Here is a 21,289-nt window from a genome sequence, read left to right as displayed (position 1 = left end):
TTTTTTCTAACTTAGGTTAATTTTCACCCAACCATTCCATGTCCGAATTTGATTACATTATTGTTGGTGCAGGCTCAGCTGGTTGTGTCCTAGCGAACAGGTTATCCGAAGATCCGGGAAACCAAGTGTTACTTTTAGAAGCTGGTGCTCCCGACAAAAAAATGGAAATCAAAATCCCTGGAGCTTACACCAGGTTACATCGCTCAGAAGTGGATTGGGGATTTTGGTCGGAGCCTCAAAAACAATTAGGTGGAAGGAAACTCTTTCTTCCGAGAGGAAAGACATTAGGTGGGAGTTCATCTACCAATGCAATGGTTTATGTTCGGGGTAATCGGGCTGACTATGATGAATGGGCTGCATTGGGAAACAAAGGTTGGAACTACGATTCAGTTCTACCTTATTTCAAAAAATCCGAACATAACGAAGATATCCACAATGAATTCCATGGAGATTCAGGGCCCTTAAATGTTACTTTTGCAAGAAGCTTTAAAACTCCTTTTGCAGATGCATTTGTAGAAGCTTGTGCAGAAAAAGGTATTCCAAAAAACCCGGACTACAATGGAGCAGAACAAGCTGGGGCAAGCCTGTTCCAGTTTACCATCAAAAATGGTAAAAGACATAGCACTGCTGATGCTTTTTTAAAACCTATTCTTAAAAGAAGTAACCTTACCATCAAAACTCATGCTCTCGTAACTGAGGTAATTTTGAAAAATGACCGGGCGATCGGTGTAAAAGTGACCCGTCAAAATGGAGAAGTTGAAAAGATTTTCGCAAGAAAAGAAGTAACCCTTTCTGCTGGGGCATTTAAATCTCCACAGATTCTATTGCTTTCCGGAATTGGAGATCCTGAAGAATTAAAATTTTTTGGAATCGAATCCAGAATTTCACTTCTTGGAGTGGGTAAAAACCTTCAGGATCATTTATTCTTTAATTGCTCGGCTTTGAGTAAAAAACAGGAAGGGTTTAATCATCACACCACCCCTTGGAATCAGTTTAAGGGTCTTATACAGCTTTTTCTAAGCCAGAAAGGCCCACTTACATGTAGTCCTTTAGAGGCAGTTGCATTCTTTAATTCTCATGGAAATAAAGCGGTTGATTTCCAGTTTCAATTTGCTCCAATCCAACTCGGATCTGATTACAAAACAGATTTTCACGATTTAGCTACCTTCCCTAGAACTGATGGATATACAATATTGCCTAGCTTAATCAAACCAAAAAGTAAAGGATTTATTTCCCTTAAAAATGCTGACCCCAAAAGTCCTCCACTGATTCAACCAAATTTTCTTTCAGAACAAGAGGATTGGGATACCTTAATCAGGGGATGCAAAAAAGCAATAGAAATCCTTGAATCAGCTGCATTTGAACCATTTTGCAAACAAATAATTACCCCACCTGACAGATCCGATGAAGGAATAATTTCCCATATCAAAAAATCAGTTGAAACAATCTATCATCCAGTCGGAACCTGCAAAATGGGAAATGATGAATTAGCTGTAGTTGATCATGAGCTTAGAGTACATGGGATCTCTAACTTGAGAATAGCTGATGCATCAATTATGCCCACAATTGTATCTGGAAATACCAATGCCTCTTGCATTATGATAGGCGAAAAAGCTGCTGACCTTATTCTGAACAAACTGAATTGAAATTCATCAGATATATAGAACCCCGAAAAAATTTAAAAGGCTTGCAAACACTTTTATTTTAAATTCCAAAGCTTCGCCTTTTTTGTACATTGTACAGATTAATTAACCCAAAATTCCCATCCAATGAGAAAGGTTGTCTTATTACTTTTTGTCTTTCTACTCCTACTAAAATTAGAGTCTTATGCCCAAATGTCTCAGCAGGCTAGAGACAGCATCTCAAAACTCAGCCAAGAAGATCATCGGTTGATGATGCAAAAATTAGGAATTGAATCCTTGCGGCCAGGTCCCTCAGGAAATCCAGAAGCTCCTAATGCGGCAAACAAAGATGAGTCGATTGCAACTCCTTACAGCGTTCTTCCTGACCCTTTGATTTTTGATAATGGCGATGAAGTAAAATCAAAAAAGGATTGGGAGAAGAGAAGAATGGAAATCAAGGAGCATTTTGCTCGGGAAATATATGGGAGGATACCAGAAAATACCCCTTCTGTTTCATGGGAAATCATAGAGGAAAAAGACAGTCTATTTGGAGAAACTCCCGCTAGGTTTAAAAAGTTGATCGGGCATGTGGATAACTCATCTTTTCCTAGTATCAAAGTAGATATTGAAATTATGATGGCTACCCCTTTGGAAGCAAAAGGAGCTGTTCCTTTAATCATGCAGTTTAGCTGGATTTGGCCAGCCAGTATGCAAAGGCCTAAGCCAACGGGCCCTACCTGGCAGGAACAAATGCTTGCAGAAGGTTGGGGATTTGCAATGTTAATTCCAACAAGTTTTCAAGCGGATAATGGTGCAGGTTTGCGAGCAGGAATTATCGGATTAGTCAATAAAGGTAAACCAAGAAAATTGGATGATTGGGGAACTTTGAGAGCTTGGGGTTGGGGAGCTAGTAGGGCATTGGATTACTTTGAGACTGACCCTACTGTAGATGCTAAAAAAGTGGGAATCGAAGGCTTATCCCGCTATGGAAAAGCGGCTTTGGTTGCTATGGTAGACGAACCAAGATTCGCTATCGGATTTATAGCTTCATCGGGAGCTGGCGGATCAAAAATCTTTAGGAGAGTTTATGGAGAACAAGTAGAAAACCTTGCTTCTTCCGGAGAGTATCATTGGTTTACCCCTAATTTCATCAAATATGCCGGCCCATTAACACCAATGGATTTACCGGTGGATGCACATCAGATGGTAGCACTTTGTGCACCAAGACCTGTTTTCATTTCCGGAGGAGATCCCAATGTGGAAGGACATTGGATCGATGCCATGGGCATGTTCAAAACAGCAGCTGCGGCAAGCCCAGTTTATGAATTTCTAGGTAAAAAAGGGATTGAGACAGATCAATATCCTGGAACTAATGTAGGCCTATTGGATGGAGATCTTGTTTTTCGCCAACATGATGGAGGGCATACAGAAGGGCCAAATTGGGAATATTTTATTGAGTTTGCCAAGCGATATTTAGAGGATTAAATTCATATACCCTTTCTCTCCATCTATGAAGTACTTTCTTTCGATTGCGGTCTTAATCCTTATCTGTCTACAGGCATTTTCTCAACAGGAAAAGCCAAATATCATCTTGATCAATATTGATGATATGGGCTGGAGGGATCTCGGCTTCATGGGAAGTGATTTTTATGAAACCCCGATTATTGATAGCCTTTCAAGATCTGGAATGGTATTTACACAGGGATATGCCTCTTCTGCGAATTGCGCACCCAGTCGAGCATCGATGATAACTGGCTTGTGGAACCCCAGACATGGTATTTATACTGTTGGAACCTCAGAGAGAGGAAACTCCAGAGATAGAAAAATAATCCCAACAGAAAATAAAACCACATTAGGTAAGGAGTATCAAATCATTCCTCAGACCCTAAAAAAATCAGGATATAAAACTATCCATGCCGGCAAGTGGCACCTAAGTGATTCACCGTTAGATTATGGGTTTGATGTGAATATTGGAGGAGGTCACAATGGACATCCTTCCAGTTATTATCCTCCTTATGGCAACGTTAATTTGGAAGGAGAAAATGAAAAATATCTGACAGATGCGATAATGTTGAAAACTCTGAAGGAAATGGACAAAACTGAAGGACCATTTTTCTTGTACTATTCTCCATATGCAGTCCATACTCCGATTATGCCAGTCAAATCTTTGCTTTCGAAGTATGAGCAGAAATCCTCCAAAATCGGCCAGTCCAATGCTGAATACGCAACTATGGTGGAAAACCTGGACAGAAATATTGGTTTACTTATCAACACATTAAAGAGAAACCATCAACTCAAAAACACAATCCTCATCTTTGTTTCTGACAATGGAGGACTGAAAGGAATTACCGATCAACAACCCTTACGGGCAGGCAAAGGAAGCTATTACGAAGGAGGTATTAGAGTTCCTTTCTTTTTCATTTGGGAAGGAAAAATTAAACCTGGAACAAATAAGCAAACCCCAATCACAAATCTGGATATCTTCCCAACAATCCTGGAGGCTGCAGAGATCAAAGAGGAATTTCCTTTGGATGGGGAAAGTCTAATCCCACTTTTGACTCAAAACAAAGAGCTGCCAGATAGGCCTCTATTTTGGCACTTCCCAATTTATCTGGAATCTTATAAATATGGTCAAAATGAAACCCGTGATTCCCTCTTCAGAACCCGTCCTGGAACTGCCATGCGATTCGGTAAATGGAAGCTTCATTATTTTTTTGAGGAAAATGAAATAGAGCTTTATAACTTAGAAAATGATCTTTCAGAAAAGATTGATTTATCCGGACAACTGCCTGAAAAAAGAGAAGAGCTATTGGGAATGATGAAAGATTGGTGGATATATACTTCGGCCCCCATCCCTCAAACTCCAAATCCAGCTTATATAAAGTTAGATGAATAAAAGGTGTTTTGAGGATCTGTCAGAATGAATAGGAGAATCGCTTTGAGTTTCTGCTTTCCTTCCGATATTTATACAATAATCTATTCTTATGAAAAACTTAAGTAAATCACTTTTAGCAATAGCACTAGTTACTTTTTCCTTTCAGGTCGCAGCTCAGGATTTTCTTCCTCCACTTCTGCCATGGAATGGTAAAAGCAAAAGTCTGATCGTGGACTCTTCTAATCCTTGGATCACTCCAAGCGAAATTACCGGACTGACAGAAACTCCAAGCTATGATGAAACGATGGCATGGCTCGAAAAATTAAGTCAAAACTCTCCCTACATAGCTATCAACTCGATTGGAGTCAGCGAGCAGGGAAGGGTCATACAAATGGTGATGGTTTCTAAGGACCAAGACTTCACCGCTGAGGAGTTATCCACATCTAAAAAGCCATTGATCCTATTTCAAGCTGGAATTCATGCTGGAGAAATCGACGGGAAAGATGCCGGGATGATGCTTTTAAGAGATATTAATGTGGGCGAAAAATTAGAGCTCTTGGATTATGCCAATTTACTTTTTATCCCAATCCTAAACGTAGATGGTCATGAGAGAAAAAGTGAATATTCCCGCGTCAACCAACGAGGCCCGAAAATCATGGGCTGGAGAACGAACGCTCAAAATCTAAATCTAAATAGGGATTATACCAAATTGGAAACAGCAGGAGTTAAAGCAATTGCTAAAGTTATTAACAGTTATGATCCAGATCTTTACATTGATATTCATGTGACTGATGGTGCGGATTATCAATATGACGTAACCTATGGTTTCGTAGAAACAGGAGGATATTCACCTGAAATTTCCTCTTGGCTGACAAATCAATTCAAACCAGAAGTGGACCAGGCATTAAAAGAGCAAGGACATATTCCAGGACCTTTATTGTTTGCGGCAAACGGGGAGGATTTTACAGAAGGGAATATTGCATTTTCCTTTAGCCCAAGGTTTTCTCATACTTATGGAGACATTCGTCATTTACCGGCCATTTTAATAGAAAATCACTCCTTGAAACCATATCAGCAGCGAGTTCTGGGAACTTATGTTTTTCTAGAGCAGGCAATCAAATCTATAGGAAATCATTTTACAGAACTTCAAGCAGCCATTGCTTCAGACAAAGATCAGAGCATGGAATCCGTAGTCGTCAAATTTGGTTTTCGAGATACTCCTGCTGATTCAGTAGAGTTTTTAGGAATCAAATCTGAAAAAGTAACCTCTGAGCTTTCCGGAAACGAATATGTGGCTTGGAAAGGTGAAGCCATTACTCAAATAGTACCGAGTATTTTAATGGATAAGCCTGTCACTTCTGTACCTGTGCCTAAAGCTTACTGGATTCCGGTAGAGTGGGTCGAAGTAATCCAGAAGATGAAAGAACATGGAATTGAAATGGAAGTTTTAAAGGAAGAAAAAGAGATAAATCTTGAATTTTCAATCGTAGGTGACTTCCAAATGGTAAGCCGCCCTTATGAAGGTTTGATGCGTTTTCGCTCTTTTGATTTGGACAAAGAATATAGAAAAGTCACCCTACAACCCGGATCTGTGCGAGTTAAAACGAGACAGGCATTAGGGGAACTTGCAGTGATCTTAATGGAACCTGAATCAGTTGATAGTTTTTTCCAATGGGGCTATTTCAATTCAATTCTATCTCAGACCGAATACATGGAAACTTATTTTTTAGAACCTTTGGCGAAACAGATGCTTGAAGATGATCCTGAATTGAAAAAGAGATTTGAAGAAGAGAAAGCAAAAGACGAAGAGTTTGCCAAATCACCCCGAAGAATCTACCGCTGGTTTTATGAGCAAACTCCCTATATAGATCAAAATTGGAAGGTAATTCCTATAGGAAGGGAGTGGTAGTTTTACTGTACTCAAAAAGTTAAGGTGCTTTTCATGACAGAACTTGGGTCTCAATTTATCCTTTGGTTTTTTATTATATTGAATATGAAAATTTTATGTCAATTTGAATGAAAAAGCTATTTGTTTTTATAGGGGCTATTATGCTTCTTCTGTTTGCCTCAATATTTTTTTTGGAGATATGGGTTCAAACTAAATTTGAAAACACCTTAAATACAAATCCAAACCGTAAGTATGATCTGAATTACGACAATCTTAGCGTAAGTGTCTTAAAAGGAAGAATTGAACTAAATCAGGTGAAAATAACTCCTCTAACAGGGGACAGTATCCCTACAATCATAGAGGGTAAGGTAGTGCGGGCAAATTTAGAAGGAATTGGAATCTTTAATTTTTTAAGATCCAAAGAAATCACCATTGAAAACTTACATTTTCTAAATCCAGAATTCACCCTAACCCGCACCAATTTTCAAAGAGAACAGGTAGAGTCCAGCAAGCCCTTTCAATCGCTATTTAGGGATATTATTTCCAGAGGTGAAATAAAAAATTTCTCCTTGTCAGAAGGAAAAGCCATCTTATTTGACCTAACAGATAGTCTAAAGAAGATAGGCTCTTTTGAGGGTCTTGAAATTATAGCCAGAGGTATTGAGACGGACTATGTCCAGTTAGACAAAGCCATACCTTTTAAGTTGGAAGAGCTGAAAATTTCCTTTAGAAATCTCGCTTATCAAGTTTCAGAAAATCAGACTTTTAATTTTGAATCCTATGGGTTTGATTTTTCGAAAGGTCAAATGAACCTCAAAAACATCCACTTGGAACTTGATAAAGAATGGTATGAACATGCCAAAAATCAACCAGTTCAAAAGGAAATCATGGAATTTGAAATTGGGAAAATAACTGTAAGAGGACTTAGTGAAGCAAGTCAATTTGGAGATTCATTAATAGTCATTGCAGAATCCATTACCCTGGATAGTTTGGATTTCAAAATAGGGAAAGATAAAAACAGACCCTTTCCTCCAAAGGAACTTAAACAAGATTTCTCCTTTCTTTTGGAGGCCTTGACATTTCCCATGAAAGTTGATTCTTTACTGGTTACCAATTCCACGATCACCTATTCCGAAATTGGAAACGGACAAAAATTGCCAGGTACAATTGAATTGTCTAAAATCAATGGAATGATTTTGAATGTTTCAACTATTGAGAAAATAGAGCGGGAAAACAGCCTATTTGTCCAAGTAAATGCAGTTTTTGACAGATCCGGCCAGCTAAGTCTGGAAGTCCATGAAAATTACTTTGAACGTGAATGGGAAGCTGACATTACATTAGAAAATTTGGAGATGACTCACCTGAACCAAACAGTCAATAATTTGGCAGGAATCTCCATTGCTTCAGGAAGGTTAAACAAACTGCATTTGAATATGGAAGCCAATGCTCAATTTTCAGACAACCATTTTTTGATGGAATACGAAGATTTAAAGATTGAATTATTAAATGCAGAACATCACAAAAAGGGATTCCTTAGCAGTATGGCAAATTTGGCGGTACATAAGCAAAATAAACCTGAAGATAAAAAATACCAAGAACTAGCCTATGCTACAAAAAGAGATCCCTACAAAGGACCTATTAATTTAATTTGGTTAAGCGCAAAAGATGGATTAATGGCCACCATTCCCAGTAAATCAGCAAGGAAGCTGATGAAACATTCCAACAATGAAAATCGAGGGAAAAAACATGGGAAAAAGAAAAAAACAACAAGTAAGGAATAAAAGGATCATTCCCCTAGAAATGTCACTTACCAACCGCCACCTAAGGCTTTGTATAATTGGGCAAAGCTACTTAGTAGTTCTTGTTTCGTTCCAGCAAAATTCAATTGGGCATCAAAGGCTTGTCTTTGTGACTCCAGGTATTCCAAATAGCTTGTTACTCCTTGATTATATCTCTCTTGAGATAAGAATTGAGCTCTTATGGCAGCCTTTACATGTGATTCTCTAGCAATTAGTTCTTTTCTAAGTGATTCAATATTAAGTAATGTGTTCTCTACCTCCTGGAAAGCCTCCAGAACCGTTCTCTCATAGTTCAGTACTGCCTGTCGGGTTCGACTTTCTTCGATATCCACTTGTCTTTGTAAAGCTCCCCAATTGAAAATTGGACCTAATACTGAACCTCCAAGATTCCAGGCTGCACCACCCGAACCAAGACTTTTAAATTCACTACCGGCTACTCCTAGCAAGCCAGTCAAGGAAATATTTGGCAATCGGTTCGCTTTTGCGGCACCTATCAAAGCATTAGATGCGATAAGTTCTTGCTCGGCAAAAAGAATATCGGGTCTTCTTGCTAATAACTGGCTAGGTAAACCTTCTGGAATTTCCAAATTTAAAGCTTGATCTATCAATGGTGTTCCTGTTTCTATACCCATTGGCAACTCCCCAACTAAAACACTGATCTGATGTTCAGTTTGAGAAATTAATCGTTCCCAAATTGGAACACTTCCTGCCGCTATTGCACTTTGGATTTGGGCTTGATTCAGATCAATTTCTGCTATTATTCCTCTTGCAAAACGCTCTTCAATAATTCTCTGCATGCTATCCCTCAGAGCCAATGTCTGATTCGATATTTCCAACCTTAATTTAAATTCCAGAAGTTGAAAATATGATGAAGCCACTGTACTCATCAAGCTTAGCTTAGTCGCCCTGTAACCTTCCTCCGAGGAGATAATGTTAGCCCTAGCCGCTTCATTGAGCCTCCGATATTTTCCCCAGAAATCAATTTCCCAATTTACAGCGCCGAATCCGGTAAATACATTTTGAGTAGATGGCAAAACCAATCCGGCATAATTACCCCGAGTGGCGCCTGCTGAATAACCTATTGATGGGAGCATTTGAGATCGCTGGATCACCAAAGCGCTTTGAGCCTGTTGGATATTTTCTGCAGCAATTCCTAAATCCTGATTGTTTTCAAGTGCACGTAGGATCAAGGTATCCAATACAGGATCTTTAAAGATTCCAAACCAATCTCTATTCAGGAGGGAATCAATTTGAATTGTATCAATATTTACCTCTTCAAATTGTTGTTGATATGTTGTATCCGTGAATCTATATTGATCAGGGATAGTGATCTCCAACCCTTGATAATTTTGGCCTGATTTACAGGACCAAATAGAAATTATCCCAAAACAAAGGATTATGAGTTTTCTCATGATTTTTTGGGATTTAATAGTGCTTCTCGTTTTTCTTCATATTTGGCAAGTTTCCCTACCAAAACAAATAACATGGGATATAGAAACAATCCAAGGAATGTGGCTACTCCTATTCCTCCTAATAAAGCCATACCCATTACTTTACGGGCTTCTGCTCCAGAACCTGAAGCCAAAATCAAGGGTAAAACCCCTAGTATAAAAGAAAAAACTGTCATTAAAATGGGTCTAAAACGCAGCTTTGCAGCTTCTACAGCAGCATCAAAAAGACTAAGTCCCTCATCAAATTTGATTTTCGCAAACTCCACAATTAGAATGGCATTCTTTGCAGCCATAGCAATTAACATAACCAATGAAATCTGGGCAAAAATGTTGTTTAAATATGCTTCATCCATCAATCGGGCTAAATACAGGAAAAGGAATGCACCAAATAGCGCAAAAGGTGTCCCAAGTAAAATAGCAAATGGAAGCGACCAACTTTCATATTGTGCTGCCAAAATCAAGAACACAAAGAATAGAGAAAAAGCGAAAATTACTCCTATTTGCCCAGAAGAAGCTTTTTCTTGGTAACTCATAGCATTCCAACTATAAGTCATATCATCCGGTAGAACTTCTGATGCCACTTCTTCCAAAGCATCCAATGCCTGCAAAGATGAGTAACCGACTGCTGGTGACCCCGTAACTTCCGCAGACCTAAAAAGATTAAATCTATTCGTATAGTCTGGACCCGAAATCCGTTTGACATTTACGAAACTTGAAATGGGAACAGACTCTCCCAGATTATTTTTGACATAAAACAAATCCAAACCACTTTCGCTTTGCCTATATTCGGGTTCAGCTTGCACATAAGCTTTGTATAATCTTCCAAAACGATTGAAGTCATTGATATAGGCGCCGCCGAGATAGGCTGCAAAGGTATTATAAACATCACCCAAGCGAACGCCAGTTTTAAGTAGTTTATCCTGATTGATCTCCATAAAGCGCTGGGGGACGGTTGCCTGATAAGTAGTAAATGCAGAGGCAATTTCAGGCCTTTCTTGTGCAGCTCTTATAAAAGCATAGGTATTCTGAGCTAAATAAACAGGATCTTGACCTTTTTTATCCTGAATCATAATACTAAACCCAGATCCATTTCCTAAACCGGGAATTGCCGGTGGTCCAAAGCTTAAAACTTGAGCCTCTTGGATTTCTTTCGCAAAAATTCCATTCAGCCTTTGCATCACCTCTTTAGCTGTAGCTTCACGATCATCCCAATCTGTCAAGGTGATAAACATAAAACCTGTATTTGGTATAAACGACCCCGCCAACAAGCTGAAGCCAGAAAGTGCTGTCGCATACTCTGTTTCAGATTGCGCCATTACAATTTCCTCCACCTTTTTCATTACTTCATCTGTTCGTTGCATTGAAGCTGCATTGGGCAATTGAAGGTTGACATAGATATACCCTTGATCCTCCTCAGGTAAAAATCCCCCCGGCACCATTGAACCTAAAATTCCAGCGGCTACTAGAGTAAATAGTATGTAAATTGAGCCACGCTTTAACTTTCCAGCCATGACTTTTGCCAAGCCATAATAACTTTCAGTACTCTTGTCAAACCCAGTATTGAATTTATTGAAAAATCGTCCTAATATTCCTTTTGCTGGACCTGTGGAGCTTTTTAACAATAGGGAACAAAGTGCTGGACTTAAAGTCAGCGCATTAATAGAAGAAAATAAAACAGAAACGGCAATGGTAATCGCAAACTGCTGATAAAGCTTGCCAGTGATCCCTGCCATCGCCGCCACTGGAACGAATACCGCTACCATAACCAGGGTAGTTGCAATCACTGGAGCAGTCACTTCTCTCATTGCTTCAGATGTAGCAGTTTTAGGATCCATCCCTTTTTGCATATTAACCTGCACGGCTTCTACGACTACAATAGCATCATCCACCACTATTCCAATAGCCAGAACCAAGCCCAATAAAGAGAGTGTATTTATTGAAAAACCAAGTAAAGGGAAAACCATAAAAGCTGCTACCAAGGAAACAGGTATGGCCAGAGTAGGAATTAATGTAGCCCTCCAATCTTGAATAAAAAGGAAAACTACCAAAACAACCAGTAATAGAGCTATGATCAGTGTTTCGATTATTTCAGAAATACCAGCTTTTATCGGGGCCGTAGAATCAAGTGAAACTTTATATTCTATTCCCTCTGGAAAATCCTGGGCAAGTTCATCCATGGTTTGTCGAACAATTTCTGAGAGTTCAACAGCATTAGAGCCTGGTGCTTGATAGAGTGCAATGATTGCACAACCATTTTTATTGAGTCTGGTGAAAGCATTGTATGACTCAACTCCAAGTTCCACTCGAGCAACATCTCTTATGAAAATCTGACTTCCATCTGCATCTGTCCTTATAACGACATCGCCAAATTCTTTTTCTGAAACCAATCTGTCTGGAAGCCGAACGGTATAAGTAAACTCTGTACCTGGTGGCGCAGGTTCTGCACCAAACTTACCTCCTGGAGCAATCACATTTTGCTCTCTCACAGCATCAACGATTTCAGGAATGGTTATTCCCAATTTAGCAAGCCGATCTGGTTTTACCCAAATCCGCATGGAATAATCACTTGCTCCTAAAACTTGAACTCTACCTATTCCTCTTAGTCGAGCCAATTGATCTTTCACATTAATTATCCCATAATTCCCAAGAAATTCCTGGTCATATTCACCTTCAGAAGTAAGAGTCACTAACATCAAAATGTTAGGCATAGACTTTTCCGTCTTAACACCAAGTCTTTTGACTTCCTCGGGAAGTTTTGGAGTCGCTGCAGCAGCTCTGGTCTGGGTGAAGACCGTATTCATATCAGGATCAGTTCCTAGGTCAAAAGTTACATCTAATGCCAATGTTCCATCATTTGCATTAGTTGACTTCATATAGAGCATATTCTCAACCCCATTGATTTCCTGCTCTAGTGGAGATGCGACAGACTGTTCTACACTTATAGCATTTGCACCAGTGAATGCAGTACTAACTCGTACCACGGGTGGCGTAATATCTGGATATTGTTCGATAGCCAATCCCAATATTGAAACGGCACCTACAACCACCATAAAAACCGCAATGACAATGGCCACGATCGGTCTCTTTACAAAGAAAATTTGCTTTGATTCGTCTAGTTCTGCCATTAGATTAGTCTTTGTACTGGGATTGAAAAGTTACTTCTTTAGGTATTATCACCTGACCAGCGGCCACTTTCTGAATGGCTTCAAGAACAACTAAATCATCCGAATTCAGTCCACTTTGCACCAAAAAATAATCCCTATGATTTCCTGCTATCTGGATTGCTTGTTGAATAACCTTATTATCTTCTCCCACTTTAAAAACAAAAAACCTCCCCTGAAATTCACTGACTGCTCTTTGGGGTACCAATACACCATTTTCAATATTTTGGATGGGAACTCGAACCCTTGCAAATTGACCCGGACGAATCAGTCGGTCAGGGTTAGGAAAAGTAGATTGAACCAAAATTGTACCTGAGGTGGCTTCAATTTGCCTATTTATAAAATCTACTGTTCCTACCTGATCAAATGGAATTCCATCAGACAAAATCAACTTAATTTCTGCTTTCCCCTCATCACTTACCTTACGATGCTCTTCCTGATATTCCCTAAAAAGGGACAAATAATCATTTTCAGAAAGGAAAAATTCTACCCGAACAGAATCAATCAAAGAAACCGTATTCAAAATCACGGGATTAGGGTCTCTTCCAACATATTCACCCACTTTTGCATTAGTTTTGCCTATTAGTCCTTTAATGGGAGATTTTATTTGGGTGTAGCTTAATTGAATATCTTCAAACCTCAAATGCGCTTCTGCTGCTTTAACCATTGCTTCCGCTGCATCTCGATTAGCTATAGCTGCATCAAGATCCTTTTGGGAAATTGCATTAATTTCTGCTAGAGGAAGGTATCTTGCAAGATCATTTTCTGCTTGGGTAAGGCTCACCTTGGCTGATGCAAGTTGCGAATTAGCAGCATTTACCCCTTCTTGAAATGGGTCTGAGTCAATAGTATATAAGAGTTCTCCTTTATTGACCATTCTACCTTCCTGAAAGTAAATCCCTTCTAAATATCCCTCAGCTCTTGCTCGTATAGGAATATCCACTTTACCATATATTTGAGCAACAAAGTCTTTTTCCAGTTGAATCGACTCTGATTTCAACCGTACTACTTCAATCTCAACAGGCGGTTTTTCAAGTATTTCTGGCGGCGAAGAACACGAAAAAGCAATACAAGCCGATCCAATCATCAAAATTCTTACAGAAAATTTCATCTTATTAATATTTTGCCAGAACTAATGCTGTTAAAAAAATATAATCTAATAAATTATACTAAAATTAATGATCTGAAATTAGAGTATTTATTTAACCCCATTTAAGTTCATCTGAATACTTGACATTTCAGTCAGGGTTTTCTACACTTCAGTCAGTTTCAATTTTTTCGGCTGAATTATGACTTCATATTTGGTTCATAATTGAACTGAAATGAAAACCAAGGCAATATTATTTATCTACTTTCTTCTTTTAAACAGTAATGCATTTGGCCAAACTGAATTGCATGGCAAAGTGCTTGATGAAAAAGGACTCGGCCTGCCTGGTGTAAATATTTTTATCAAAGGAAGCTTTGATGGAGCCAGCAGTACAATTGATGGGACATTCAAATTGACCACCACTGAGAAAGATTTTCAGATTTTAGTTTTTCAATTCCTAGGTTTTAAGACAAAAGAATTGGCAGTCACGCTCACTGAAAAAACTCAAGAAATACCAACTATTACACTGACTGAGGAAATCACAGAAATGAATGCCGTGACCATCTCCGCTGGAGCCATGGAAGCATCTGACGAAAGCAAATCCGTGATCCTCAGACCACTTGATATTGTAACAACTCCAAGCGCCATGGGTGATATTATGGGTGCTTTCCAAACTCTCCCTGGAACAAGCACAGTAGGTAATGACGGTCGCCTCTTTGTTCGTGGAGGTGATGCCACTGAGGTTGGAATTTATATCGATGGGATGCGGGTTGGAAATGCCTACGGAACCACAACTGGCAATGTCCCTACTCGAACTCGCTTCAACCCAAACCTTTTTAAAGGTACATTTTTCAGTACAGGAGGCTATTCTGCTGAGTATGGCCAAGCACTTTCTTCAGCTTTGGCACTAAATACCAAAGATCTATCGATTCGAAGCCAAGGAGATCTTAGCTTAATGACTGTAGGCGGAGGATATTCTCATACCCTCGCAAACGAAAAGCAAAGTATAACAGCAAGTGCAAACTACTTTAACCTGGGACCCTATCAGGGCTTGATTAAACAAGAAATTGAATTTGAAGCTGCTCCAAACAGTTGGGATTTGGAACTTGCTGCCCAAAAGAAATTAGGAAAAAATAGCTTGCTCAAAGTTATGGCAAGAACAGAGTCTGGAGGCATGAGTCTTTGGCAACCACTCCCTGGTACCGATAAGAAAGTGCTTGTTGATCTAAAAAATGATTACAGTTTTGCACAAGCTAATTGGAGAACATTAACAAAGAATAAGTGGACATTATTTGCAGGAGTTTCTTATTCTAAAAATCATGATAAGATCGCCTACGATAGCTTATTAATCGAGAGAAGAAATGAAATTCTTCACTTAAAAGGAACAGCTATTAAGGACATTTCTGACCGCCTTTCAGCAAAATTTGGGGTAGAGCACTTTATGCATCCTTATTCAGAAACACTAGTGAAGGAGGGTTTGGTTAGAAACTATAATGACCGTGAATCCTATCTATTTACAGAATGGGATTTCTACCTAAACAAAAATCTTGTCTTCCGGGGCGGCCTGAGAGCCGGAACAAGTTCATTATCTAGAGAGAATTGGATAGACCCAAGATTCTCTGTGGCCTATCAACTAAACGAAAAAGGTAAATTATCTTTTGCGGCAGGTAGATTCCATCAGCTGCCTATCGAAAACTTCCGAGTTTTAAACATAGATCTTCAAAATTCAGAATCAAATCACTTGATTTTAAATTACCTGTTTTCAAAAGATGGATTAACGTTTAGAGCAGAAACCTTTTATAAATCCTATGATCAGTTAGTCACTTTTGAAGGACTTCCTGATGCTCCTGAAAAGCTTACCAATGGGGGATCCGGATTTGCGAAAGGAATTGATTTTTTCTTTAGAGATCGCCAAAGTATCAAAAACACTGATTATTGGATCACCTATAGCTATGTGGATAGCAAGAGAAGATTTAATCAATTTCAAAGCCGAGTTCAGCCTAGCTTTGCTCCAAAGCACAACCTTTCCATTGTGGTTAAGCATTTTATGGTTCCACTTAAATCTCAAATCGGAGCTTCTTTTGCCTTCAACGATGGATATACTTACACCAACCCAAATCTGGATCAGGCTGAGATGAATTCTAAAACAAAGAGTTTTCAAAACCTGAGCCTTTCATGGAGTTACTTACCAAAGCCAAACCTCATCATTCATCTTGCATGTACCAATGTACTGGGTAGAGATAATGTGTTTGGCTACACCTTCAGCCCAAAAACAAACGCTCAGGGAATATTTGAATCGATTCCTCAAGGACAGGTAGCCCCTAGATTTTTATTCTTGGGTATTTTCCTAACTCTTTCTAAAGACAAAACCGCTAATAATTTAAACAACCTATAAAAGACAAAACCATGAAAAAGACAATTCTAACTATCGCACTCGCCTTTATATGGATATCATTTGCAAAAGCTATTGATCCAGCCTATGAAGCCGCAATGCAAAAACAGATTTTAGCCATGAATTCCATCCCAAATCTTGAATCAGCACAAGAGGTAACTAATGGGTTTTTGAGAATCGCTGAAGCCAAAAATGAAGAGTGGCTTCCGCTATACTACGCAGCTTACAATCAAACTATGGCAGCTTTCAGATTTGATGTGAATAAAGACAATTATTTTGATCAAGCTCTTGAATTGGTCCAAAAGGCAGAGAATATTGCTCCAAATAACTCAGAAATTACAGCTCTGAAGGGATTTGTATTAATGGGCAAACTATCTTTAGATCCTGCCTCAAGGGGCCAAAGTCTAAGTCCAGAAATTATGCAGATCTATGGAAAGGCCATTAATCTTGATAGAGAGAATCCAAGAGCTTTAACCTTAATGGCTCAAATGGAACTAGGAATGGCGCAGTTTTTTGGATCAGGTCCTGAAAAAGCCTGTGGAATGGCAAGGATGGCATTAGATCTTTACAAAAAAGAAGAAGCTAAAATCAATGAGGATTACATTCTACCTACTTGGGGCAAAAGCCAATCAGAGGAAGTTTTAAAAAATTGCAAATAATTAAATTGTGCACAATTGAAGATGTTTTGATTGTTAACTTTTGATTTAAGAAAGTAACAATTGAAGCATTTTCATTTATTTTCACTCTATGGAATGCAATTCTCAAGAATCCATTTTTAAAATCCAATCCGGAATATGGCGCACATTCACACGGTTTATGTTGATAAATCTAGGAATTGCGACAACTCTGATGCTATTATTTTGTCCAAGCTGTTTTCAAAGCTGGCAAGGAATAAGGAACATTTTTCCTGATTTCTTGTATTCCCTTGCAATAACCATTGCAATGAGCTATGGAGGTAATGTGGTTGAGAATTATTATGATCGCAAGGTTTCTTGGGTTAATCATCCTGTCAAAAGACTTCTGCTTACTGGATGTACTTATTTAAGTTATGCGTTTGTAGTTTCTTATGTAATAGTTTTCATTTATACTTTGCTGACAGCAAAGATTCAAATAGAAAACATCCCTTGGCTTCTTCTCGCAGAATATGCACTTCAGCCTATGATTATTGCTTTAATAATCATGGCTATTTTTACAACAAGGAGCTGGTTGATGGAATGGAGAAAGTCGGCACTGGAAGCAGAAATCCTCCGAAATGAAAAATTGTCCAGCCAATACCAATCTCTAAAAGATCAGCTTAACCCACACTTTCTATTTAATTCGCTGAATGTCCTTTCCAATTTGGTCTATGAAAGTGCGGACAAATCTGCCGCTTTTATTCAAAAATTATCCCGGATTTACCGCTATGTTTTAGAAGCTCAAAAAGAAGAATTGATAGAGTTGGAAAAGGAGATAAATTTTGCCAAAAACTACCTGGAGCTTCAGAAGATTAGATTTGAAGAAAGTCTTCAATATTCTATTGAAATAGCAGATCAAAGTGGATTGATACCTCCGCTTTCTCTCCAGCTTCTTCTCGAGAATGCTATAAAGCACAATATCATAAGCGAAGAAAATCCATTGTTTATCCACATATATAGAAAAGAGGATGACCTTTGGATCAGTAATACTTTTCAACCCAAATCCGGTCAATCAGAACCATCCACAGGCATAGGGTTACAAAACATAAAAATGAGGTATCAGCTGATCTCCACGAAGGAAATGGAAGTCCTCCAAACCGAAGATGAATTCCTAGTCAAACTTCCAATTTTAGAGTATACCAGATGAGAATTTTAATCATAGAGGATGAGAAACCAGCATATAATCTGCTTCTGAAGAAAATTAAGGAACATTTTCCAGATGCTGAGATTTTTGGAAACTTGGACAGTATCAAAAGTGCCATAGACTGGTTTCAAAAATTTCCTTCTCCAGATTTGATTTTTTGTGACATCCAACTGGCAGATGGAATCAGCTTTGAGATATTTAAAAAAGTCAGGTTATCCACACCGATTATCTTTACTACGGCTTTTGATCAATATGCAATTCAGGCATTCCAGGTTAATGCTGTAGACTATCTTTTGAAGCCTATTGATCCAGAGGATTTAAATAGGGCAGTAGAAAAATTCCGATCCAATCAACTCAAATCCAATATTGATTTAGAACTGATAAAAAATTTGCTCAACCCCAATAAGACTTCCTATAAAACCAGATTTCTAGTGAAGTATGGAGAAAAAATCAAGAGCATTTTCGTGGATGAAATCGCCTTCTTTTTTAGTGAAGAGAGAGTGACTTTTATTCAGACCAAAGAAGGTAAAAAGTATGTGCTTGACTCTACCCTGGAGCAGGTAGAATCTCATGTCAACCCAAGCAAGTTTTTCCGAATTAATAGAAAATACCTTTGTTCATATCCATCTATTTCTGATATTTTCACTTATTCCAACAGCCGATTAAAAATAAAATTACAGAACTGTCAAGACGAAGATATCTTAATCAGCAGAGAAAAGGTTTCAGATTTTAAAAGTTGGTTGGATGGCTAAAACCTAATCTATGGAAGAAAAGAATTTAGATTCAGAGCGTAAACAAGAGGAGCTAACCTGGCTAGAAAATCTCCAGCGAAATAGCTGGGAACCTGAAGTGATAATCTCTGGTATTACATTAGCTTTTTTATTTGCTTTTCCCGCAAAGATATATGCTTTTTCCGCTACTCTAGTTCAGGAATATGGACTTCATTTCCTTGGTGCGATGCTTGTTCTTCTCTATTTAAGTGCAATGATCAGTGTCTTCAAAATTTTTTTTGTAGTGCATTTAGTACTAAGATTTATTTGGGCGGGTTTGCTAGGGCTTAGTTATGCTTTTCCAAAGGGAGTAATCAAGGAAAATCTATTCAAAATGTCTCAGCATTATGAATACAAAAAGCCATCTGAAATGGTTTTGACAATGGAGCGCATATGCAGTATGACTTTTGCTTATCCGATCTCTCTTGTAATGATAATTTTGATTTTTACATCCTATTTAGGTTTATTACTCATTTTCTATCTTTACCTAAATATTAGTTTTTTCATTATCTATTTGATTTTTGTCGGAAGCCTTTTAATTTTTTTGGTCCTGACTTTAGTAAGAAAGAAAACCAAATGGAAAGGAAAATCTGCAAAAACGATAATGGCATCTGTCGTCGCTATCTATCAAAGTAATTTGGGTAAGTGGTTCAGTTTCATATATGGACTTGGGATTTTTGTTCTATCCATTCCGCTTATTCTTACAGACGTCAGGGATTTTTCCTTGTTTTTCAATGAAACAGATTTATTGGAAAATGAACAAAAATGGCCTACAAAGGAACTTTCGTATGTAGAATTTCATACTGAAAATACCCGTTACCCTAGAGCATATTTATCAACTGAAATAGTGAAAGGAGATATCCTCCATTTAGGAATCGCCAGATATGAGGGTGACGATAAATTCTTAAAAGATTTAAATTCAAACTTCAAAAAAGAACTGGATTCTCTGGGATGGCATCCGTTGGAAGATACACCGGATCTCTATCGTTTCTTTATAAAAGAAGAGAATTTGATCCCGGGAAACTGGAGGAGGAACAGAATTAACCTATCTAATCAAAAAGTATACGAAACATCTATTAATATATCCCATCTACCACCTGGTAATTATGATATTTTAATTGAGAAAATCATGGTCAACTATGGATTGTTTTCAAATGCCCCAACCACTATTCGGCACCGCAAGAAGTGGGATGAAGTCTCATTCATAAAGGAATAGATTTCTGAAAAACTATTTTTCTGACATTTCAAAAAATAAAATGTTTAACCTGAAGTATTTCTATTTATTGGTTTTTTCAACATTTCTCCTTGGAGTATTTTCCTGCTCTCAAAAGCCTAAAAATCAAGTTCCTGTTTTCGATTTAAGTGACATAATTCTGGACACCTTTTACTTGGAAAAAGATACTATTACAAAGGATTTGGGTTACAATTTTCACTATGTAATAAATGATGAAGGTGAATTCCTAGTAACCTCAGCCCAGGATAGATTTATGATATATAGCTATCCAGAAGGTAAAATGATTCGTGATCAAATTTATGACAAAGAAGGTCCGAATGGAATAGGGAGTTTTTTGCAGGTTAATTTCACTGACGATTCCACTTCTTGGTTTGTGTCTTTTCAGGAACTCATAAGAGCGGATCAATTTGGAAAAGTTTTAATGCGATTTGATTTACCTGATGGGCCTGAAGAGCGATTGGCTATTAATTACAATAACTTAGTGGGTACGAAAGCAATGAATACAAAAGGTAAGGTGATTATTCCAGATGTCCCTTTTGTTTTAAAAAAACCACTACTTGGGTATGAAAACTGGCTTTTAGAATTTGATCTCGCAGACAGTTCAATCAATTATATCAAATTCAAATACCCGAGTAAGTATGTGGATTTTTTGGATGATCCAAATTTCGCTGCTTACCAGAATGGGTATGATGAAGAACATAATTTCCATTTGATCTCATTCCCTGCTGATGACTCTTTGCTCGTAATATCACCTCAATCGAAGAAGTGGGTATATGCGGGAGTAAGTGATAAAATGGAATTTTTAGTCGGTAAAACTGTGCCAAGAGGTGAATTCACTGCTTTTTTACCAAATGAAAAAAGCAGTAAATATAGCTGGGTTGATTATGACCCAAGATCACAAACATACATACGGCAAGCGATTGTCATAACTGATACTGAAGAAAATAGAAGTCAGGGAAGAAATCCTCTGACAAAGCTTGTGATTCTGGATAGCGATTTCAAAAAGTCCATGGAAGTGATTCTCCCTTTTCCAACAAGGGGCTTCCCCACTCCAAAAGGTTACTATCTCAACATTGGCTATCCACATTCAGAGGATGAAGTAGCTTTCGTCAGACTGGATTTTTCAAAAATCCTCTTTCCTTAAAACTGATTTTTAATGGTGAAAGGAAAATTCCTTTTGCGACACCTCATT

Annotated in this window: 14 protein-coding genes; 11 read left to right on the top strand and 3 right to left on the bottom strand. The window is 38.2% G+C overall.

What is annotated here, in order from left to right; all coding sequences use genetic code 11:
- The first annotated feature begins 38 nt into the window (after positions 1–38).
- From AAGF08_RS01850 to AAGF08_RS01830, 5 genes are all read left to right on the top strand, one after another.
- Complete coding sequence (locus AAGF08_RS01850) at positions 39–1,646, top strand: GMC family oxidoreductase N-terminal domain-containing protein (RefSeq protein ID WP_343509205.1); 1,608 nt, start codon at positions 39–41, stop codon at positions 1,644–1,646.
- A 123-nt stretch (positions 1,647–1,769) separates the two neighbouring features.
- Positions 1,770–3,107 carry an acetylxylan esterase gene (locus AAGF08_RS01845; protein WP_343509203.1) on the top strand — a complete coding sequence of 446 codons (1,338 nt, stop codon included), beginning with the start codon at positions 1,770–1,772 and terminating at the stop codon, positions 3,105–3,107.
- A gap of 25 nt (positions 3,108–3,132) precedes the next feature.
- Positions 3,133–4,518 (top strand): sulfatase, encoded by a 1,386-nt coding sequence (locus AAGF08_RS01840; protein WP_343509202.1) that lies wholly within the window; start codon positions 3,133–3,135, stop codon positions 4,516–4,518.
- Positions 4,519–4,606: 88 nt separating this feature from the next.
- Positions 4,607–6,406 carry a M14 family metallopeptidase gene (locus AAGF08_RS01835; protein ID WP_343509201.1) on the top strand — a complete coding sequence of 600 codons (1,800 nt, stop codon included), beginning with the start codon at positions 4,607–4,609 and terminating at the stop codon, positions 6,404–6,406.
- 107 nt (positions 6,407–6,513) lie between these two features.
- Positions 6,514–8,166, top strand: coding sequence for a DUF748 domain-containing protein (locus AAGF08_RS01830; RefSeq protein ID WP_343509200.1), 1,653 nt, complete (start codon positions 6,514–6,516; stop codon positions 8,164–8,166).
- 26 nt (positions 8,167–8,192) lie between these two features.
- Here AAGF08_RS01830 and AAGF08_RS01825 read toward each other — a convergent pair whose 3' ends face one another.
- Genes AAGF08_RS01825 through AAGF08_RS01815 form a run of 3 tightly spaced genes read right to left on the bottom strand, consistent with a single transcriptional unit; the run spans position 8,193 to position 13,907 of the window.
- The gene (locus tag AAGF08_RS01825) at positions 8,193–9,596 is read right to left on the bottom strand and encodes an efflux transporter outer membrane subunit (RefSeq protein WP_343509199.1); all 1,404 of its coding nucleotides are present in this window, start codon (positions 9,594–9,596) and stop codon (positions 8,193–8,195) included.
- Entirely contained in the window at positions 9,593–12,760 is a 3,168-nt protein-coding gene (locus tag AAGF08_RS01820) for an efflux RND transporter permease subunit (RefSeq protein WP_343509197.1), read from the bottom strand. Before AAGF08_RS01820 ends, AAGF08_RS01825 begins: the two co-directional genes overlap by 4 nt.
- Before the next feature lie 4 nt (positions 12,761–12,764).
- A complete protein-coding gene (locus AAGF08_RS01815) occupies positions 12,765–13,907 on the bottom strand; it encodes an efflux RND transporter periplasmic adaptor subunit (protein WP_343509196.1) in 1,143 nt (380 codons plus the stop codon).
- 211 nt (positions 13,908–14,118) lie between these two features.
- On the opposite strand from AAGF08_RS01815, the gene AAGF08_RS01810 reads away from it, so the two are divergent.
- From AAGF08_RS01810 to AAGF08_RS01785, 6 genes are all read left to right on the top strand, one after another.
- A complete protein-coding gene (locus AAGF08_RS01810) occupies positions 14,119–16,278 on the top strand; it encodes a TonB-dependent receptor (RefSeq protein WP_343509195.1) in 2,160 nt (719 codons plus the stop codon).
- A gap of 11 nt (positions 16,279–16,289) precedes the next feature.
- Entirely contained in the window at positions 16,290–16,934 is a 645-nt protein-coding gene (locus tag AAGF08_RS01805; RefSeq protein ID WP_343509194.1) for a hypothetical protein, read from the top strand.
- 88 nt (positions 16,935–17,022) lie between these two features.
- The gene (locus AAGF08_RS01800; RefSeq protein ID WP_343509193.1) at positions 17,023–18,096 is read left to right on the top strand and encodes a histidine kinase; all 1,074 of its coding nucleotides are present in this window, start codon (positions 17,023–17,025) and stop codon (positions 18,094–18,096) included.
- Positions 18,093–18,845, top strand: a complete 753-nt coding sequence (locus AAGF08_RS01795) for a LytTR family DNA-binding domain-containing protein (RefSeq protein WP_343509192.1) — start codon at positions 18,093–18,095, stop codon at positions 18,843–18,845. Before AAGF08_RS01800 ends, AAGF08_RS01795 begins: the two co-directional genes overlap by 4 nt.
- A gap of 10 nt (positions 18,846–18,855) precedes the next feature.
- On the top strand, positions 18,856–20,079 hold the full coding sequence (locus tag AAGF08_RS01790) for a hypothetical protein (protein ID WP_343509191.1): 1,224 nt from the start codon (positions 18,856–18,858) through the stop codon (positions 20,077–20,079).
- Positions 20,080–20,119: 40 nt separating this feature from the next.
- Positions 20,120–21,241 (top strand): DUF4221 family protein, encoded by a 1,122-nt coding sequence (locus tag AAGF08_RS01785; RefSeq protein WP_343509190.1) that lies wholly within the window; start codon positions 20,120–20,122, stop codon positions 21,239–21,241.
- The last annotated feature ends 48 nt before the right edge of the window (positions 21,242–21,289 follow it).

Origin of the sequence: Algoriphagus sp. SE2, assembly GCF_039563885.1 — a bacterium.
Taxonomy (GTDB): domain Bacteria; phylum Bacteroidota; class Bacteroidia; order Cytophagales; family Cyclobacteriaceae; genus Algoriphagus.
This window is presented reverse-complemented; position numbering and strand designations above follow the sequence as displayed.